Below are 20,441 nucleotides of genomic sequence, written 5' to 3'. Positions count from 1 at the left end.
TAATTGATGACACGCCCTAGTGAAAAAAACCACCCGAAGGGTGGTTTCTAGTTTCAGATATGCGTGTTTTAAATATACGTGTTTTAAATATTACGGGTGTTGTAGATTAGCCAATCTAAAACTTCACCTGAAAGTGACGGTGAAAGCTTTTCACGAACAGTGCTGTGGTATTGATTTAACCAAGCCTTTTCTTCAGTTGTTAAAAGACTTTGATCAATACAATCAATATTAATTGGGCATAATGTTAAAGTTTCAAACTCTAGGAAATCGCCATAAATAGTGCCTGTATTTTCTTTTAAGCGGTTTACCACTAAGTTTTCAATTCGAATACCGTGTTGACCTTCGTGATATAAACCTGGCTCATTGGAAATAATCATCCCTTCACGAAGTTTAGAGTAAGCATGAATAGGTGCGTAATACGATAAAACTTGTGGACCTTCGTGTACATTTAATGCAAAACCAACGCCATGACCTGTGCCATGTCTATAATCTAGTTGATGTTGCCACAAGTGTTGACGTGCAATTGAATCGAGTAATGGTGCAGCTAAACCTTCAGGGTAAACCACTTGCGCCAAAGCAATATGGCATTTTAAAACAAGTGTGTAATCACGTTTTTGCTCAGCCGATGGTGTGCCCACAGGAACCACACGGGTGATATCTGTTGTGCCATCTAGATATTGACCGCCTGAGTCAATTAGTAATAAGCCATCACCTTGAATATCGCTATAGTTTTCAGGGGTAGCGCGATAATGCGGAAGTGCACCATTTGCGTTAAAGCCTGCAATGGTTGAGAAACTTAAACCAATGAAACCTTCTTGCTCTGCACGATAAGCTGTAATTTTCTCGTCGATAGTGAGTTCATTAATTGCTTTATTTTGCTTTAATGCAGTTTCTAACCAGTGGAAGAAATGACAGAGCGCAACACCATCTTTTTGCATAGCATTACGAATATGTGCAATTTCGCTTTCGTGTTTTTGTGACTTAAATAGAGTGCTTGGATTAATATCGTGATGAATCTTAATGTGAGAAGCTAAAGTATTTTGGTGGAAGTAAGACACTTTTGCAGGATCAATTAAGACACTAGAAACCTGTAGTTCATTTAAGAATGAATGGCTTTGCGTATAATCTAAGATAGAAATGTTTTCACTTGTAAAACGTGTGCGTAAAGCATCATTAAACTTATTGATGTCGCAGAATAAAATCGCTTGTTGATTATCGATATAAAGATGAGACAAGAACACAGGATTGTATTCAACATCAGCACCACGGCAATTTAAAATCCACGCAATATCATCTACAGCAGAAATGAAATGTCCTTCAATGTTTTTTGATGATAAATTTGCGCGAATTTTTGCAATTTTTTCTGCACGAGATAATGCATTAATACCGTCTTGCATTTCATAAATAGGTTGCTGTGGCAAAGCAGGGCGGTCTTGCCAAACTTCTGCAATTAAATCGACATCTTCAATAATCTCAAAATTCTTTTCTTTTGCAATTTGATTTAAAATTTCAAATTGCTGAACTGAAACTGTTTGCGTATTTACAGAAATCTTTGCGTTCGATTTTAGATTTTGACTTAACCAAGCCCAATGTGTTGAGCTTTCATCACTTGTGAGTTTTTGGAGGCTAAAACCTGTGTTTTTAAGCTGCGTTTCTGCTTGAACCCAATAACGACCATCTACCCATAAACCTGCAATTTCTTGAGTAACAACGATTGTTCCAACCGAACCTGTAAAGCCTGTGAGCCATTGACGAATTTTCCAAAAATCAGGTAAATACTCTGACATATGGGGGTCGGCACTTAGCGCAATGAAAGCGTCAATATGGTGTTGTTGCATGTGCTCACGTAAGCACTTAAGTTTCTCTGAAGCATTCATTATACAGTTTCCGTTGTTTTAACTTTATCATCACAATCTGAAATAAGTTTAAGGATTGGTTTTTTAAGGATAAGTAACACAATAGCACCAATCATCAATGCAACTACACAGCGTATGAATAGAGTGGGTAAATCTTGTAGTGAATCTGGAGATACATGACCACCAATTAATCCTGCCATTAAATTACCAAGTGCCGATGCTGTAAACCATAAGCCCATGACCTGACCACGAATAATACTTGGTGCTAATTTGGTCATTGTTGAAAGACCAACAGGGCTTAAGCAAAGCTCACCAATTGTGAGTAAGAAGAAGGTTGAAATAAGCCACCAAGGTGAAACTAAGGCACCACCACTAGAAATAACAGAATAACTTGCAAGTGCCATTAATCCAAAACCTATGGCTGCAAACACTAAGGCAATAATGAATTTTGAGATATAGCTTGGGTCTTTATTCGATTTGCCAAGTTTTACCCACAGCCAAGCCATAATAGGAGCAAATATAATCACAAATAATGGGTTGATAGACTGAAACCAAACGGCTGGAATTTCATATCCGAACACATATTTGTTTGTGAAATCTTGCGCGAATAGGTTGAAAGATGTTGGTGTTTGCTCAAATGTAGACCAGAATAAAGCGGCAATAATAAGTAAGATGAAACAAATAACGAGCTGCTTTTTCTCTTTTTTGGTGGTTTTTGAAAAAATCAATAAGTAAGCAAAGTAACCAACAATGGTTATGCAAATAATAGCTGTTAAATAAGTTGCGAGTGCAACTGGGTTAATTGTAATAACACCTAGTGTTATTAATGCAATAAGGAATGCAAAAGCTGCTAAGAAACCAAATACAATTTTAGGTGCATGAGGGTTTAGATTGGTGGCTTGTTTCCAAGAGCTATCAATTTTTCTAATTTGATTAAATTCTGTAAGCTCTGGCACTGCAATCATGCGAAATAGAATAAGCGCAACCAGCATACCTAAACCGCCAATACCGAAACCTAAGTGCCAACCATGATCTTTGATTAAGAAACCTGTAATAAGTGGAGCGACAAAAGAGCCTAGGTTGATCCCCATGTAGAAAATGGAAAAACCTGCATCACGTCGTGAATCTTTGGCTTCATATAATGTGCCCACAATGACTGAGATACAGGTCTTGAATAAGCCCGATCCAAGAACAATGAGTACAAGTCCAAAATAGAAAAAGAAATTACTTGAAAAGGCTGTTAGCGCAATAGATAGATGCCCTAATGCCATAATAATTGAGCCGTACCAAACAGCACGCGCTTGACCTAACCAGTTGTCGGCAACCCAACCGCCAAATACGGTCATTAAGTACATAGAGCCTGCAAACAAACCAACAATGGCAGATGCTGTAGGTAAGTCTAACCCCAAACCACCTTGAGAAACCATTGCTGCCATATATAGAACTAATAATGGGCGAATACCATAAAAGGAAAATCGTTCCCAAAGTTCAGTAAAGAATAATCCTCTGAGTGGTTTTGGATGTCCGTAGAAAGCTTGATCGTATTTATTTAAATCCTGATGCATATAAAAAGTCCATTTATATTTACTGAATTCCATGGTGAATATTCAATATATGGGCTTTTGTATGCATCTATTGATGATGAATAGTAATAAAGTGATGTGTATTTAATACAAATTATTGTGTTTATGTGTCATTGAAATGAAATAATTTGACTTTGGAATAAGTGGTATAACTAAAAAGAATGATTGAGTTTAGATCTAAAAAACCACCCGAAAGGGTGGTTTTTTTTGTCGATCAACGCAGTTCGTATTAACGAACGATATCGCGTTGAACTTCGCCAGTGTAAAGCTGACGAGGACGACCGATCTTGTAAGGACCGCTATGCATTTCTAACCAATGGCTGATCCAGCCAACAGTACGCGCAAGAGCGAAAATTACAGTAAACATTTCTGTTGGGATACCAATCGCTTTAAGGATGATACCTGAGTAGAAGTCTACGTTAGGGTATAAGTTACGTTTGATGAAGTATTCGTCAGAAAGTGCGATACGTTCAAGTTCCATAGCTAAAGCTAATTGAGGGTCGTTGATACCAAGTGCACTTAACACTTCGTCGCAAGTTTCTTTCATTACTTTCGCACGTGGGTCGAAGTTTTTGTAAACTCGGTGACCGAAGCCCATAAGTTTAACTTCTTTAGTTTTCACTTTTTCCATGAAGCCAGCAACATTTTCTACAGAGCCGATTTCATCAAGCATCTTAAGAACAGCTTCGTTCGCGCCGCCGTGAGCAGGTCCCCAAAGTGCAGAGATACCAGCAGCAATACATGCATACGGGTTAGCGCCAGTAGAACCAGCTAAACGTACTGTAGATGTAGAAGCATTTTGTTCGTGGTCAGCATGAAGCGTGAAAATACGATCCATTGCTTTTGCAAGAATAGGATCAACTTTGTAGTCACGATCTGCAGGAGTAGCAAACATCATGTACAAGAAGTTTTCAGCGTAGCTCAAGTCATTACGTGGGTAAACGAATGGTTGACCAACAGTGTACTTGTAGCTCCAAGCAGCTAAAGTAGGAATTTTAGCAATTAAACGGATCGCTGTGATTTCACGGTGATCAACGTTTTCAATGTCTAAATTGTTGTGATAGAACGCAGAGAGCGCACCAACTACACCAACCATGATAGCCATTGGGTGAGCATCGCGACGGAAACCGTTATAGAAGCGACTAACTTGATCGTGAACCATAGTGTGGTTACGAACTTTAGCGTCGAAATCTTCTTTTTGCTCTTTATTTGGAAGCTCGCCATTTAATAATAAGTAGCAAGTTTCAAGGTAATCAGCTTTAGTTGCTAATTGGTCGATCGGATAGCCGCGATGTAAAAGAACACCTTTGCCGCCATCGATGAACGTGATTTTAGACTCGCATGCAGCAGTAGCCATAAAACCAGGATCAAAAGTGAAGTGACCTGCGGCCAACACATCTTTAACGTCGATTACATCTGGGCCCAATGTACCACTGTAAATTGGTAATTCAATTTCTTTGCCATCAAGTTGTAAAACGGCTTTTTTGCCAGTTGCTTCAGACATTCAATAGATCTCCTGTCCTGGTGAATGTTGGTCTGATTCTAAAAGTTCATCTTTGAATGGACGAATCAGACAGATCAAATTTGCTATAAGATTAGTAGCTACTGAAAATTTGTCAATTATACTTAGGGCTAAAAAGTGACGTACAAAGACTTGTTTTGTCAAAAGCCTGTTCTATAAAAAACATAATAGAATCACAGTATCGGGACGATATAATATGTCAAATTGATACGAATTTGCAGAAAAAAATATGCATATTTATTTAATTGTAAGTAATTATAAGTATTGAAGTCATACTTAATATTGATTAAGTAAATGGCTAAATAGCGTAAAAGATTATAAATTTCGTAACTTACATTAAATTTTAGCGCAAAACCAATCGTTAGATCACTATAAAGAAAATGATATAAGCATCATGTTTTGATGTGCTGTTTGGTTAAAAAATAGTTGGTTGATTTATAATAAAATTTAAATTTGTTTGAAAAACAATCTAAAAATAGATGCATTGAGTAAATAATCAGGATAAAAGTGAATGTGATTTTATGTTTTATCTAATTAAGTCTTTATAAAATCTCAGGATATATTTGGAAAGTTTATCAAAGTGGTGATTGGTATTTAGTTTGGAAATGAAGGCTTGATTATATTTATCGCTTGTCTTATGGGAAAAACCAATACCTTTCTATTTACACCCGCCTTTAGTCGTAGGTCATAAGTCAAATTAACACCCCGATATTGTAGTGAAAAGTAGCATCTAAACCTTATAAATACAGTGAAACAGTAGGTTGGAGTGTTTTTTAATACTTTTATAGATAAAATTTATAGTGCTGCATTATCTGTTAATGATTCTTATTTAAAGAATTTTACTAAAATTGGGCTTGTGAGCCGTTTGTAATTTGAAACTTGACGTTTTATAATTCAGTGTCGTTTTGAATTTAGGCAAAAGCTTGCCTATCTATGCCAGCTTTCCTTCGAACTAATTCCAACAAACTCCGGATGGAGTTTTTACTTACAGGATGCCCGCTGTGAAAAGCAACAGACCTGTCAATTTGTCCATGGGTCAAGTTTTAGAAGTAAACTTAAAATCCCCTGTGGCTATTGCATCAATTTTACACCGTCTTTCAGGTGTCATCGTATTTTTACTCGTACCGGTACTTTTATGGATCCTAGACAAGTCATTGTCTTCTCCAGAAGGTTTTGCACAAGTTCAAGCCATCTTCGATAGCTTTATTGTGCGTTTCATCGTGTGGGTATTTGTAGCTGGCTTAATTTTCCACTTTATTGCTGGTGTTAAGCATTTACTTGCTGACCAAGGTATTGCAGAAGAACTGCAAAGTGGTCGTATTGCAGCTACTATTTCATTAATCTTGTCTGCAATCGGTATTGTTGCAGCATTTGTATGGATCGTACTCTAATGAAAAGTGCTACAGGTTTTACGGGTTCAGGTTCTCGTGATTGGTTTATCCAACGCGTAAGTGCTGTTGTATTGGCTGTTTATACCGTAGTGGTATTGGGTTGGATTCTGTGTAATGGCGGATTCAGCTTTGAACAGTGGTACGGTTTTATGATGACAACACCAATGAAGACATTATCTTTATTGGCAGTCTTATCTCTTGTTGCACATGCTTGGATCGGTATGTGGCAAGTATTCACAGATTATGTGACTACTCGTCAAATGGGTCCTTCAGCATCAGGTTTACGCCTTGTACTGACTTCAGCAGTGATTATTGCTGTACTAGCATACGCAATCTGGGCAATCCAGATTTTCTGGGCGAATTGATAGGAAGATATCATGGGCGCTATAACCCCTAAAGAAAACTACTCAAACATTCCACACGAAACTTTCGATGCAGTCATCGTTGGTGGTGGTGGTTCAGGTATGCGTGCGTCTTACCAACTTGCTCAAGCTGGTTTGAAAGTTGCTGTCCTTACTAAAGTATTCCCAACTCGTTCGCATACTGTTGCAGCGCAGGGTGGTATTGGTGCATCTCTTGGTAATATGCAAGAAGATAATTGGCACTACCATTTCTACGACACTGTTAAAGGTTCGGACTGGTTAGGTGACCAAGATGCAATCGAGTTTATGACTCGCGAAGCACCACAAGTTGTTTATGAATTAGAACACTTGGGTATGCCTTTTGACCGTAACGCAGATGGTACGATTTACCAACGTCCATTTGGTGGTCACTCTGCAAACTACGGTGAAAAAGCTGTGCCACGTGCATGTGCTGCTGCCGATCGTACAGGTCACGCACTTCTTCATACGCTTTATCAAAGCAACGTGAAGATGGGTACTCAATTCTTCGTAGAATGGATCGCACTTGATCTTATTCGTAACGAAGCAGGCGATGTACTTGGTGTAACTGCGATTGACCAAGAAACTGGTAAAATTGCTGTATTCCAAGCGAAAGCGACATTATTCGCTACTGGTGGTGCAGGTCGTGTTTATCGTGCATCTACAAACGCTTATATCAATACTGGTGACGGTCTTGGTATGGCTGCTCGTGCGGGTATTCCATTACAAGATATGGAATTCTGGCAGTTCCACCCAACGGGTGTTGCAGGCGCAGGCGTATTGTTGACGGAAGGTTGTCGTGGTGAAGGTGCAATCCTTCGTAACGATTCAGGCGAGCCATTCATGGAACGCTATGCACCAACTTTAAAAGACTTGGCACCACGTGATTTCGTATCACGCTCAATGGACCAAGAAATTAAAGAAGGTCGTGGTTGTGGTCCTAAGAAAGACTACATCCTACTTGATATGACGCACTTGGGTGCTGAAACGATCATGAAGCGTCTTCCATCAGTGTTTGAAATTGGTAAGAAGTTTGCGAACGTAGATATTACTCGTGAGCCAATTCCAGTTGTACCAACAATCCATTATCAAATGGGTGGTATTCCTACAAACATTCATGGTCAAGTTGTTGTACCAGAATCTCGCGAAACTGAAGCGCTTGTTGCTAACTACAATAAAGACACAGATGTTTATTCTACAAACCAAGATGGTCGTAACTTCACTAAACCAGTGAAAGGTTTCTACGCAATTGGTGAATGTTCATGTGTATCTGTACATGGTGCAAACCGTTTAGGTACGAACTCACTTCTTGATTTGGTTGTATTTGGTAAGGCGGCTGGTGAACACATCATCGATTACGTGACTAAACATCACGGTGATGAATATGCACCACTTCCAACAACTGTGCTTGAAAATACATTCAAACGTATTGCTCATCTTGATGAGTCAACTTCGGGTGAGAATGCACAAGAAGTTGCTGATGCAATCCGTGACATCGTTCAAGACCATGCTGGTGTATTCCGTACATCTGCGCTTCTTGAAGAGGGTGTTAAACAGATTCTTGCAATTGAACCACGTGTACGTAACATTCATTTAAAAGACAAATCTAAAGTATTCAATACTGCACGTATTGAAGCACTTGAAGTTGAAAACTTATATGAAGTTGCTAAAGCGACTCTTATTTCAGCTGCTGCTCGTAAAGAGTGTCGTGGTGCGCATACGGTTGTAGATTTCGAATTACCACCAGATCACCCAACTTATTCTTACGGTCGTCGTGATGATGAGTGGATGAAGCACACATTATGGTTCTCATCAGATAACCATCTTGAGTACAAGCCAGTGCGTTACCGTCCATTGTCGGTTGATGCAATTCCACCTAAACCACGTACATTCTAATTGGGAGAAGTAAGATGAGTAGAGGTACTCGTACATTTAATATCTACCGCTACGATCCTGATAAGGATAAAGCACCGTACATGGAAACTTTCAAACTTGAGTTGACTGATAAGCACCGTATGTTGCTTGATGCGCTTCTTGCATTGAAAGTACAAGACGAATCTTTAACGTTCCGTCGTTCATGTCGCGAAGGTATTTGTGGTTCAGATGGTGTGAACATTAATGGTAAAAATGGTTTAGCGTGTCTTTGGAACCTAAACGATTTACCAAATGAAATCACTATTCGTCCATTGCCTGGTCTTCCTGTTGTGAAAGACTTGGTTGTAGACATGAATCAGTTCTATGATCAGTATGATAAAATTCATCCATTCTTGATTAATAATCAGCCAGCTCCTGCAAAAGAGCGTTTACAGTCTCCTGAAGATCGTGAACATTTGGATGGTTTGTATGAATGTATTTTATGTGCATGCTGTTCTACTTCATGTCCATCATTCTGGTGGAACCCAGATAAATTCTTGGGTCCGTCTGCATTGTTGAATGCGTATCGCTTTATTATTGATACACGTGATACTGCAACTCAAGAGCGTTTGGCTCGTCTTGACGATCCGTTCTCTCTTTTCCGTTGTAAAGGTATCATGAACTGCGTTTCAGTTTGCCCTAAAGGTTTGAATCCAACTAAAGCTATTGGTCACATCCGTAGCATGATGTTTGATCAAGCGGGTTAATCTGTAACCGTTAAAAAAGCACACCTAATTTGGTGTGCTTTTTTTTATGTGATAAGTAATAAAATGATACAAATGCATTTGATCTTTTATAGTATTTTTATAATGTATTTCAGAATTTAAATCTCTCTGAATTTAGTGTGAATTTTAAAGTTCTGCTGAAAACTAAAATTTGAAATGTTAGTATAGATATTGCTAAATACAGTGATATTTAATGGAATGCTAACAAGATTTTTTATCAAATTTTAATAATTTAGAGCTTGATTTAAAGAATTTAAAGCCCAATATTATATAGGCGATTATATGTACTGTATTTAGCCAATTTATTAAAGGTATGTGTCAAAAAAATCAATTCAAGTTGAAAGTTCGTGTTAAAATAACGGGTATCACTATATTTGAAAAAACCATACATTTTATGTGTGAATTTTAGTCAAAAAGACAGTGGTTAATCGTGATGAGAAATAATCGCTTTAGAAAAAGTAATCTACTTTGTTGTTTTTTCTAAGTCGATTTGCAGAAAATTGCTCGGTATCGCCGAGTATATGTGAATGATGATGCCGCTGAGGGCGTTATGATTCATTGTTTACATTGGGATCTCCTAATGTAGCGATAACGCCTCAAAGGTTACGCCTAAAGGGGAGTAATGTGGTGTCACCAATTTGACATTACAAATCATGGGTTTTGCTTTAAAACGCATCCTGTAAATATTTTTGCAATAGGAAATGGGTCCAAAAATGCAAGAAGTTGTTGACGCGTTGCGTCTAGACACTGAACTTTCCGCTGATAGTGCAGCGTATATTGAAGAAATTTATGAGCAGTATTTAACGGCTCCAGATTCAGTTGGAGAAGATTGGCGTAAATACTTCGATAAATTTCCAAAAGGTGATCAACCACATAGTAATGTGCGTGAGCAATTTTTATTATTAGGTCGTAATTCAAGCCGCGTTCAGTCTGTTGTACAAAGTGCAAGTTCTGAGCATGGACAACGTCAAATTGGCGTATTACAACTTATTGCTGCGTATCGTAACCGTGGTCATCAAAAGGCTAAATTGGATCCATTAGGTTTAGCAAAACGTGAAGATGCTTATGATTTAGAATTAAGCGCTCACGGTTTAACTAAATCTGATTTAGATACAGTATTCAATACAGGTAATCTAGCGATTGGCAAAACAGAAGCTACGTTAGGTGAAATGATTGAAGCAATGGAAGCAACTTATTGCTCTACCGTTGGTGTTGAATACATGCACATTGTGGACACCAAGGAAAAACGTTGGATTCAGCAACGCCTTGAAAGTGCACGTGGGCAATTTGGATTTAATGCAGATCAGAAAAAGCACGTATTAGAACGCTTAACTGCTGCTGAGGGTCTAGAAAAATTCCTTGGTAATAAATACGTTGGTGCAAAACGTTTTGGTGTGGAAGGTGGTGAATCTTTCATTCCTATGGTGAACGAACTGATTCAACGTGCAGGTTCTGTAGGTTGTAAAGAAGTTGTTATCGGGATGCCACACCGTGGTCGTTTGAACCTTCTTGTTAACATCATGGGTAAAAACCCAGCCGATTTATTCGGTGAGTTTGAAGGTAAGTCTCTTCATAAAAGAGGTTCTGGTGACGTTAAATATCACCAAGGTTTCTCTTCTAACGTAATGACTCCAGGTGGCGAAGTTCACTTAGCATTAGCATTTAACCCATCTCATTTAGAAATCGTAGGACCTGTTGTTGAAGGTTCTGTACGTGCGCGTCAAGTACGTCGTAAAGATATTGGCGGTGATGATGTATTGCCAATTATCGTACATGGTGATGCTGCTTTTGCTGGTCAAGGTGTAAACCAAGAAACCTTCCAAATGTCGCAAACTCGTGGTTACACAGTGGGTGGTACAGTTCACATCGTTGTAAACAACCAAGTGGGCTTCACAACTTCAGATCCGCGTGATGCACGTTCTACCGAATATTGTACTGATATTGCAAAAATGATTCAGGCTCCAATTTTCCATGTAAATGGTGATGATCCTGAAGCTGTAATTTTTGTAACTCAATTGGCGCATGATTTCCGTCATACATTCCGTAAAGATGTTGTGATTGACATGTTCTGCTACCGTCGTCGTGGTCATAACGAAGCGGATGAACCTGCTGCAACTCAACCGATGATGTATCAAGTGATCAACAAAAAGACGACTACTCGTGCTTTATATGCTGATCAATTGGTTCAAGAAAAAGTATTAGAACGCGTAGCTGCAGATCAAATGATCGAAGATTATCGTTCAGATCTTGAAGCGGGTAAACATGTTGCTAATGCACTTGTGTTAGAACCAAATACAAAAATGTTTGTAGATTGGTCTCCATACGTGGGTCATGAATACACAGACGTTTGGGATACAACTTTCCCAATCGAACGCTTAAAAGAACTTGGTCAAAAAATGCGTGAGCTTCCAGAAGGCTTCGTAATGCAACGCCAAGTGTCTAAAGTGATTGATGATCGCTTGAAAATGCAAACAGGTGAATTACCTCTAAACTGGGGTGCTGCTGAAACTTTAGCGTATGCATCTATTTTAGATGATGGTTTCTTGGTTCGCTTAACAGGTGAAGATGTTGGTCGTGGTACGTTCTCACACCGTCATGCAAAACTGCATAACCAAGTAGATGGTTCTACTTACATCCCACTTTGCAACTTGAAAGAAAACCAACCACGTACTGCAATTTATGACTCATTATTGTCGGAAATGGCTGTACTTGCATTTGAATATGGTTATGCAACAACTCTTCCTAAGAGCTTGATCATTTGGGAAGCTCAGTTTGGTGACTTCGCTAACTGTGCGCAAATGGTTATTGACCAATTCATTTCTTCTGGTGAAACCAAATGGGAACGTGCATGTGGTTTAACCATGCTTCTTCCTCATGGTTTTGAAGGTCAAGGTCCTGAGCATTCTTCAGCACGTTTAGAGCGTTTCTTACAGCTTTGTGCAGAAGACAACATGCAAGTGATTACACCGACTACACCAGCACAGATTTATCATGCTTTACGTCGTCAAGCACTTCGCCCAATTCGTAAACCGTTGATCGTGACTTCACCGAAGTCATTGCTTCGTCACAAGTTAGCAACATCTACTTTAGATGAGCTAGCAACTGGTACATTCCAAACTGTGATCGATGAAATCGACAACATCAACAAAGCTGACGTAACTCGTTTAGTACTTTGTGGTGGTAAGGTTTATTACGATTTACTTGAAAAACGTCGTGATAAAGGTTTGGAAAATACGGCAATTATTCGTATTGAACAATTGTATCCGTACCCAGAACAACGTATTGCGGAAGTACTTGCGACTTATCCAAACGTAAAAGAAATTGTTTGGGCTCAAGAAGAACCGAAAAACCAAGGCGCTTGGTTGTTCATTGCTCCACGTTTATATGACGATGTAATGAATACGGGTAAACAAGTACGTATTAGCTATGCGGGCCGTGAAGCATCTGCTGCACCAGCGTGTGGTTCACCATATTTACATGCAAAACAACAAGCTCAGCTCGTAAATGATGCTTTAGCGATCGTAGAATAATCAGGAGATTCTAAAATCATGGCAACCGAAATTAAAGCACCTGTATTCCCAGAATCAGTTGCGGATGGAACAATCGCAACTTGGCACAAACAACCAGGTGAAGCAGTATCACGTGACGAAGTAATCTGTGATATTGAAACAGATAAAGTTGTTTTAGAAGTGGTAGCTCCTGCTGATGGCACAATTGCGTCAATCATCAAAAATGAAGGCGATACAGTTCTTTCAAATGAAGTGATTGCTCAGTTTGAAGAGGGTGCTGTTTCTGGCGCTACTCAAACTCAAGCAGTTCAATCTGAAGAGAAAGTTGAAGCTGCTACGGCTCAGACTCAAGCAGGTGCTTCAGCTGTTGTTGAGCGTGCGCAAGTTGCTGATCAAGCGCCTGCAGTTCGTAAAGCATTAACAGAATCTGGTATTGCTGCTAGTGATGTTGCGGGTTCTGGTCGTGGTGGTCGTATCACTAAAGAAGACGTTGCTAATCATCAAGCTAAACCTGCTGCTGCACCTTTAAGTGTTGCTGTTGGTGAGCGTATCGAAAAACGTGTTCCGATGACTCGTCTTCGTAAGCGTGTTGCTGAACGTCTTCTTGCTGCAACTCAAGAAACTGCAATGTTGACTACGTTTAACGAAGTGAACATGAAACCAATCATGGAAATGCGTGCTCAATATAAAGATGCTTTTGAAAAGCGTCATGGCGCTCGTTTAGGCTTCATGTCATTCTTTGTTAAGGCTGCAACTGAAGCACTTAAACGCTACCCAGCTGTAAATGCTTCAATTGATGGCGAAGACATCGTTTATCACGGTTTCTATGACATTGGTGTTGCTGTATCTTCTGAGCGTGGTTTAGTAGTACCTGTATTACGTGATACAGATCGTATGAACTATGCTGAAGTTGAAAATGGTATCCGTGCTTACGCTGCGAAAGCACGTGACGGCAAATTGGGTATTGAAGATATGACTGGCGGTACTTTCACTATTACTAATGGTGGTACTTTCGGTTCATTATTATCTACTCCAATTTTGAACACACCACAAACTGCTATTTTGGGTATGCATAAAATCCAAGATCGTCCTATGGCAGTAAATGGTCAAGTAGAAATCTTGCCAATGATGTACCTAGCACTTTCTTATGACCATCGTTTAATTGATGGTAAAGAAGCTGTAGGTTTCCTTGTAACAATCAAAGAATTGTTAGAAGAGCCAGCACGTCTTATTCTTGATCTATAATTTATTAATTAAAAATCTCCCCTAACCCCTCTTAAAAAAGAGGGGAAACTCTCCCCTTAAAAAGGGAGATTGAGGGGGATTGCTTGGAGATACAAATGTCTCAATTCGATTTAGTTGTAATCGGTGGTGGCCCAGGTGGTTACGAAGCGGCAATTCGTGCAGCTCAACTTGGTTTTAAAGTTGCGTGTATTGAAAAGCGTATTCATAAAGGTAAACCATCTTTAGGCGGTACTTGCTTAAACGTAGGTTGTATCCCTTCTAAAGCTTTACTTGATTCTTCTCATCGCTACGAAGATACAGTTCATCATTTAGATGATCACGGTATTACAACGGGTGATGTTAAGTTTGATCTTGCAAAACTACTTGCACGTAAAGACAAAATTGTTGACCAATTAACAATGGGTATCGATGGCTTATTAAAAGGCAATGGTATCGAATGGTTAAAAGGTACTGGTAAATTACTTGCAGGTAAAAAAGTAGAATTTGTTTCTCACGAAGGTGAAACTCAAATTTTAGAACCTAAATACGTAATTCTTGCGACTGGTTCTGTACCTGTAAATATTCCTGTAGCCCCTGTAGATCAAGATATTATTGTTGATTCTACTGGCGCATTAGAATTCCAAGAAGTACCTAAGCGTTTAGGTGTAATTGGTGCAGGTGTAATTGGTTTAGAACTTGGTTCTGTTTGGCGTCGTTTGGGTGCGGAAGTTGTTGTATTTGAAGCAATGGATGCATTTTTACCAATGGCTGATAAAGCTTTGGCAAAAGACTACCAAAAATTATTAACTAAACAAGGTCTTGATATTCGTGTTGGCGCTAAAGTTGCTGGTACAGAAATCAATGGTTCTGAAGTTACAGTTAAATACACGCAAGGTGGCGAAGAAAAAACTCAAGCATTCGACAAGTTAATCGTTTGTGTGGGTCGTCGTGCATATGCTGAAGGCTTATTGGCTGATGATTGCGGTATTAAATTAACTGAACGTGGTTTAGTTGAAGTTAACGATTGGTGTGCAACTTCTGTTGAAGGCGTATACGCAATTGGTGACTTGGTACGTGGTCCAATGCTTGCTCATAAAGCAATGGAAGAGGGCGTAATGGCAGTTGAACGTATTCACGGTCATGCTGCTCAAGTAAACTACGATACAATTATTTCTGTAATTTATACACATCCAGAAGCTGCGTGGGTAGGTTTAACAGAACAGCAAGCTATCGATAAAGGTCACGAAGTTAAAACTGGTCAATTTGGTTTTGCTGCGAATGGTCGTGCTATGGCTGCTGGTGAAAATGCTGGTTTCGTGAAGTTTGTTGCTGATGCAAAAACTGACCGTTTACTTGGTATGCACGTCATTGGACCTGCTGCGTCTGATATCGTTCACCAAGGTATGATTGCACTTGAGTTTGTTTCATCTGTTGAAGATCTTCAATTGATGACATTTGGTCACCCAACATTCTCTGAAGTTGTTCATGAAGCGGCGTTGGCTGTTGATGGACGAGCAATTCACGCGATTCAGCGTAAACGTAAGTAATTAAAAATTAGCGGCTTCGGCCGCTCTTTTTACATTTGGTGGTTGTTTTTGTTTGAATAATCATCTAATAATAAAATTATAATTTTTAATAAATGCTGATGCTTATTGCGGAAGCGACATAAGTATCAGTGACCATAAAAACGTGAAAAGTAGTAAAAGGTAAATAACTAAATGAATCTACACGAGTATCAAGCAAAGGCTCTTTTAAAAAAATATGGTATGCCTGTTCAAGAGGGTATTATTGCATCGAATGCCGATGAGGCGGTGCAAGCATTTGAACAGCTAGGTGGCAAATTTGCCGTAATGAAAGCCCAAGTACATGCTGGTGGACGTGGTAAAGCAGGCGGTGTTAAGGTTGTAAAATCTGCACAAGAAGCTCGTGACTACGCAAATAGCATTATTGGTACACGCCTTGTAACGTATCAAACAGATGCCGATGGTCAACCTGTTAATAGCGTACTTGTTGCGGAAGATGTTTATCCTGTTGAACGTGAATTATATCTTGGTGCGGTTGTAGATCGCTCAAGTCGTCGCGTAACTTTCATGGCATCTACTGAAGGTGGTGTTGAAATTGAAAAAGTTGCAGAAGAAACACCTGAAAAAATCATTAAAGTAGAAGTAGATCCATTAGTTGGACTATTACCTTTCCAAGCACGTGAAGTTGCTTTCGCATTAAATCTAAAAGATAAACAAGTTAATCAATTTGTAAAAATTATGACTGCTGCTTATCAAGCATTTGTTGAAAATGATTTTGCATTATTTGAAATTAATCCGCTTTCTGTTCGTGAAAATGGTGAAATTTTATGTGTTGATGCCAAAGTAGGTATCGACTCAAACGCACTTTATCGCTTACCTGAAGTTGCGGCTTTACGTGATAAATCTCAAGAAAATGAGCGTGAGCTTAAAGCATCTGAATTTGAGCTGAACTATGTTGCTTTAGAAGGTAATATTGGTTGTATGGTGAATGGTGCTGGTCTTGCAATGGCAACGATGGACATCATTAAGCTTTATGGTGGTCAACCTGCAAACTTCCTAGATGTTGGTGGTGGCGCAACGAAAGATCGCGTAATTGAAGCGTTCAAAATCATTCTTGCAGATAGCTCTGTTCAAGGCGTATTAATTAATATCTTTGGTGGTATTGTGCGTTGTGACATGATTGCTGAGGCAATTATTGCAGCGGTTCAAGAAGTAAATGTATCGGTTCCTGTTGTTGTTCGCCTTGAAGGTAACAATGCTGAACTTGGTGCGAAATTACTTGATGAATCGGGTCTAAAACTTATTTCTGCGAATGGCTTAGCCGATGCTGCAGAAAAAATTGTTGCTGCAGTAAAAGCTTAAGGAGTATCAATCATGAGCGTATTAATTAATAAAGACACAAAAGTATTGGTACAAGGCTTTACTGGTAAAAATGGTACTTTCCATTCAGCTCAAGCTTTAGAGTACGGCACAAAAGTTGTTGGTGGTGTTACACCGGGCAAGGGCGGTTCTATTCATTTAGATCTTCCTGTATTCAATACAATGAAAGAAGCGGTACGTGAAACTCAGGCAGATGCTTCAGTTATTTATGTGCCTGCACCATTTGTTTTAGATTCTATTGTTGAAGCGGTAGATTCAGGTGTAGAACTTATTGTTGTGATCACAGAAGGTGTTCCAACAATTGATATGTTAAAAGCGAAACGTTACCTAGAAACTTATGGCAATAACACGCGTTTAATTGGTCCAAACTGTCCGGGTATTATTACTCCGGGTGAATGTAAGATTGGTATTATGCCGGGTCACATTCATCAACCAGGTAAAATTGGAATTATCTCACGTTCAGGTACTTTGACTTATGAAGCTGTTGCTCAAACAACCAAGCTTGGTTTAGGTCAGTCTACGTGTATTGGTATTGGTGGTGACCCTATTCCAGGTATGAACCAAATTGATTGCTTGAAATTATTCCAAGAAGATCCACAAACTGAAGCCATTATTATGATTGGTGAGATTGGTGGTTCTGCGGAAGAAGAAGCTGCTGAATATATTCAATCGCATGTGACCAAACCTGTTGTGGGTTATATCGCAGGCGTAACAGCACCGAAAGGCAAACGTATGGGTCATGCGGGAGCAATTATTTCGGGTGGTAAAGGTACAGCAGAAGAGAAATTTGCAGCCTTTGAAAAAGCAGGTATGGCTTATACGCGTAGTCCTGCTGAATTAGGTTCTACAATGTATCAAGTACTTAAAGAAAAAGGTTTGGTTTAATCTGAATCTAAATAAAAAAGCCCTCGATTGAGGGCTTTTTTATTGTGCTAGATCATTTAAAAAATTAAATTATCTAGTACTTTGTTATTTTGATATGACTATTTCTGCTGTGGTTTTAAGCTTTGAGTTAGGCCATTAATATCGCCACCTTGAATGCCTAATTCATTCATTAAGCTATCAATAAGCGGTGCTTGGCTACGGTAACGTAAAGCACTATTTACAACCTGATCAGATAAAGCAACTGAGCCATTTTCACTATTTTCGGCAGTTGTACCTGTTCCTGAAATAGCACCTAAACCGCTTACTTGAAGAATTTTAATATCATCAATATTCTCCATTGGTTTAACGCTTTCACGAATAATTTCAGGTAAATATTTAAGTAATGCTAAGCGAATTTGCATTTCAACTTGTTCTGTTGAAAGAATATTATTTGCTTCGTTAACTGCTCTCGTACCTTCTGCATCTACCTGATATTGTTTTTCCATTGCTTCGGCTAAAAGTATTTTTGCATCCGCTTCACCTTTTGCTTTTAAGCGGACTTTTTCTGCTTCGGCCTCAGCAGTTGTTCGAATAGCATCAGCTTCATCTACGGCTGCTTTTTTACCTGCTTCAGCAGCAACGGTAATTGAAATGGCATCTTTTTCTGCGGCTTGTTTTGCGGCAACTAATTCAACGGCTTTTTCACGTTCTGCACGTTGTGTTTCACGAACGGTGAGTACTAATTCTTCAGCTTTTACTGCTTCTGCACGGGCTTGATCTGCTTGGGCTTTTGCTTCAGATTCGGCACGTGATTTTTCAGCAATTGCAATGGCACGATCTTGTTCAGCAAGTTCAATGGTTTTCTTTTGTTCCACTTGTGCTTTTTGAATAAGTTGTGCTTTTAATATATTTTCATTTTCAATATCACGTGCAGATGCAATTCGTTTTAATTCAACTTCACGTTCAGCGGCAATTTGAGCTTCTTCTGCTTCACGTTTTTTAGCCGCTTCTTGTGTTGCAATTTCAGCAATTTGTTCAGATTTACGAATAGAAATTTCACGTTCTTGTTGAAGTTTTGCATATTCTTCTTCACGAATAATTTGTAAACGAGCTTGTTCTGCTTCTAGGTTTTTTGTTTTGATTGCAAGATCGGCATCTTGTTCAATGTGATTACGTTTACGACGACGATCTTCAATCGTTTCAGTAAGCTTCGTCAAACCCTCAGCATCGAAAGCATTTTGTGGGTTGAAGTATTTGAAGCCTGTTTGATCTAACCCTGTAAGAGAAACCGTTTCTAATTCTAAGCCGTTTTTAAATAAATCTTCTGATACGACTTGTTGAACTTTTTGCACAAAATCGACACGTTTTTCGTGAAGCTCTTCCATTGCCATTTCTGCAGCAACAGCACGTAAAGAATCTACAAATTTACCTTCAACCAAATTTTTTAATTCATTGGGTGACATGGTTTTTTGACCCAATGTTTGGGCAGCTGTCGCAATAGATTCTGCTGTGGGCTTAACACGAACATAAAATTCTGCCATTACATCTACACGCATGCGATCACGTGTAATGAGTGCTTGATCATCTGCACGTTTAACTTCAAGGCGAAGCGTGTTCATATTTACGGGAATAATTTCATGTAAAACAGGAAGTACAATTGCACCACCACCCAAAATGACTTTTTCACCGCCAAAACCTGTGCGTACAAAAGATATTTCTTTACTCGAACGTCGATAAAGACGCGCAATGATAATACCGATGAAAATAAGTGCGGCAAAAATAACACCCGCAATAATCAGTACATTATAAAAATTAGAAATAGCCATTCTTCATGTTCTCTTTAGTTGTATTCGATTTAGCTCTTTATTGCTTTAAAGCCTAGAGTTGTTTTTTCAGTTAAAAGTACAGTTTCACCCTGATTAAACGTTTCATCTGATTCAGGTTCGACTAATACATAATGTGTTTGTGAATGTTGATCTATCACTTTGGCTTCGGCAGGCGAATTGATTTGAGCTTTGCCTAAAATAATTGTGGCAGATCGTCCAATCAATTCATGACTATATATTGCTGTTGTTTCATCTTGAGGTAAAATTTTTGCAATGATCATTGAGCTATAACGAACAATTGGCATAGTAAGAACTAGGCAGGTAGGGGAGATAATCCATACATTAATAAAATGCTGTGTAAATTGATGGAAAATAGATTGAACGATAAAACCTGTTAAGCCGTATCCTGTAAGAAATACAATGAACCAGACCAAAAGGGGGATTCTTCCGATATATAGCCAATCTAGAATTAAATTAAAAAGATTCGCTTCTCCATCAATATGTACATCAACATCTTTGGAAGTACTTAATTCTTCTGGTAAAAATTGATCGAGGAAACCTTGTGAACCGCCACCAAATATCATCAAAATGATTTCGAGTGTGCCAAGTAGGAAAAGTAAACAAAGACTAATGCTAAAAATAATGTTGGAAGGATGTGTGAGTAGTTCCCACATAATTTAATTTCTCTAGTTTATTTGGGTTGGTTGTAAGTTTTTGAAAATTAATAAGGCTCTAGACTAGCAG

General features: G+C 38.9%; 14 protein-coding genes. 9 read left to right on the top strand and 5 right to left on the bottom strand.

Annotated features, from left to right (window positions below):
• Positions 1-83: 83 nt before the first annotated feature.
• From A6M14_RS12925 to gltA, 3 genes are all read right to left on the bottom strand, one after another.
• Positions 84-1,877: an aminopeptidase P family protein gene (locus A6M14_RS12925; protein WP_152875588.1), complete on the bottom strand. Its 1,794-nt coding sequence runs from the start codon at positions 1,875-1,877 to the stop codon at positions 84-86.
• Positions 1,877-3,421 (bottom strand): peptide MFS transporter, encoded by a 1,545-nt coding sequence (locus A6M14_RS12920; protein WP_152875586.1) that lies wholly within the window; start codon positions 3,419-3,421, stop codon positions 1,877-1,879. Before A6M14_RS12920 ends, A6M14_RS12925 begins: the two co-directional genes overlap by 1 nt.
• Before the next feature lie 247 nt (positions 3,422-3,668).
• Entirely contained in the window at positions 3,669-4,943 is a 1,275-nt protein-coding gene (gene gltA, locus A6M14_RS12915) for a citrate synthase (protein ID WP_152875584.1), read from the bottom strand.
• A gap of 1,010 nt (positions 4,944-5,953) precedes the next feature.
• Here gltA and sdhC point away from each other — a divergent pair.
• The 9 genes from sdhC (at position 5,954) to sucD (ending at position 17,892) form a co-directional block, all read left to right on the top strand.
• Positions 5,954-6,352, top strand: coding sequence for a succinate dehydrogenase, cytochrome b556 subunit (gene sdhC / locus A6M14_RS12910; RefSeq protein WP_152875582.1), 399 nt, complete (start codon positions 5,954-5,956; stop codon positions 6,350-6,352).
• Positions 6,352-6,717 (top strand): succinate dehydrogenase, hydrophobic membrane anchor protein, encoded by a 366-nt coding sequence (gene sdhD, locus A6M14_RS12905; protein ID WP_152875589.1) that lies wholly within the window; start codon positions 6,352-6,354, stop codon positions 6,715-6,717. The genes sdhC and sdhD overlap by 1 nt, the downstream gene beginning before the upstream one ends.
• Before the next feature lie 12 nt (positions 6,718-6,729).
• On the top strand, positions 6,730-8,628 hold the full coding sequence (locus tag A6M14_RS12900) for an FAD-binding protein (RefSeq protein ID WP_152875580.1): 1,899 nt from the start codon (positions 6,730-6,732) through the stop codon (positions 8,626-8,628).
• A gap of 14 nt (positions 8,629-8,642) precedes the next feature.
• Positions 8,643-9,353, top strand: coding sequence for a succinate dehydrogenase iron-sulfur subunit (locus A6M14_RS12895; RefSeq protein WP_152875578.1), 711 nt, complete (start codon positions 8,643-8,645; stop codon positions 9,351-9,353).
• Between the two features lie 731 nt (positions 9,354-10,084).
• On the top strand, positions 10,085-12,901 hold the full coding sequence (locus A6M14_RS12885) for a 2-oxoglutarate dehydrogenase E1 component (RefSeq protein ID WP_152875576.1): 2,817 nt from the start codon (positions 10,085-10,087) through the stop codon (positions 12,899-12,901).
• An 18-nt stretch (positions 12,902-12,919) separates the two neighbouring features.
• Complete coding sequence (odhB, locus tag A6M14_RS12880; protein WP_152875574.1) at positions 12,920-14,125, top strand: 2-oxoglutarate dehydrogenase complex dihydrolipoyllysine-residue succinyltransferase; 1,206 nt, start codon at positions 12,920-12,922, stop codon at positions 14,123-14,125.
• Between the two features lie 95 nt (positions 14,126-14,220).
• Positions 14,221-15,651, top strand: a complete 1,431-nt coding sequence (gene lpdA, locus A6M14_RS12875) for a dihydrolipoyl dehydrogenase (RefSeq protein WP_152875572.1) — start codon at positions 14,221-14,223, stop codon at positions 15,649-15,651.
• Between the two features lie 171 nt (positions 15,652-15,822).
• Positions 15,823-16,989 carry an ADP-forming succinate--CoA ligase subunit beta gene (gene sucC / locus A6M14_RS12870; RefSeq protein ID WP_152875571.1) on the top strand — a complete coding sequence of 389 codons (1,167 nt, stop codon included), beginning with the start codon at positions 15,823-15,825 and terminating at the stop codon, positions 16,987-16,989.
• 12 nt (positions 16,990-17,001) lie between these two features.
• On the top strand, positions 17,002-17,892 hold the full coding sequence (gene sucD / locus A6M14_RS12865) for a succinate--CoA ligase subunit alpha (protein WP_152875570.1): 891 nt from the start codon (positions 17,002-17,004) through the stop codon (positions 17,890-17,892).
• A 98-nt stretch (positions 17,893-17,990) separates the two neighbouring features.
• Here sucD and A6M14_RS12860 read toward each other — a convergent pair whose 3' ends face one another.
• Positions 17,991-19,697, bottom strand: a complete 1,707-nt coding sequence (locus tag A6M14_RS12860; protein WP_152875569.1) for a flotillin family protein — start codon at positions 19,695-19,697, stop codon at positions 17,991-17,993.
• A 29-nt stretch (positions 19,698-19,726) separates the two neighbouring features.
• Positions 19,727-20,371, bottom strand: coding sequence for a YqiJ family protein (locus A6M14_RS12855; protein WP_152875567.1), 645 nt, complete (start codon positions 20,369-20,371; stop codon positions 19,727-19,729).
• Positions 20,372-20,441 lie beyond the last annotated feature (70 nt).

Source organism: Acinetobacter portensis (genome assembly GCF_009372215.1).
Lineage (GTDB): Bacteria > Pseudomonadota > Gammaproteobacteria > Pseudomonadales > Moraxellaceae > Acinetobacter > Acinetobacter portensis.
The sequence above is the reverse complement of the archived record's forward strand: the minus strand, read 5'-3'. Positions and strand labels throughout refer to the sequence as shown.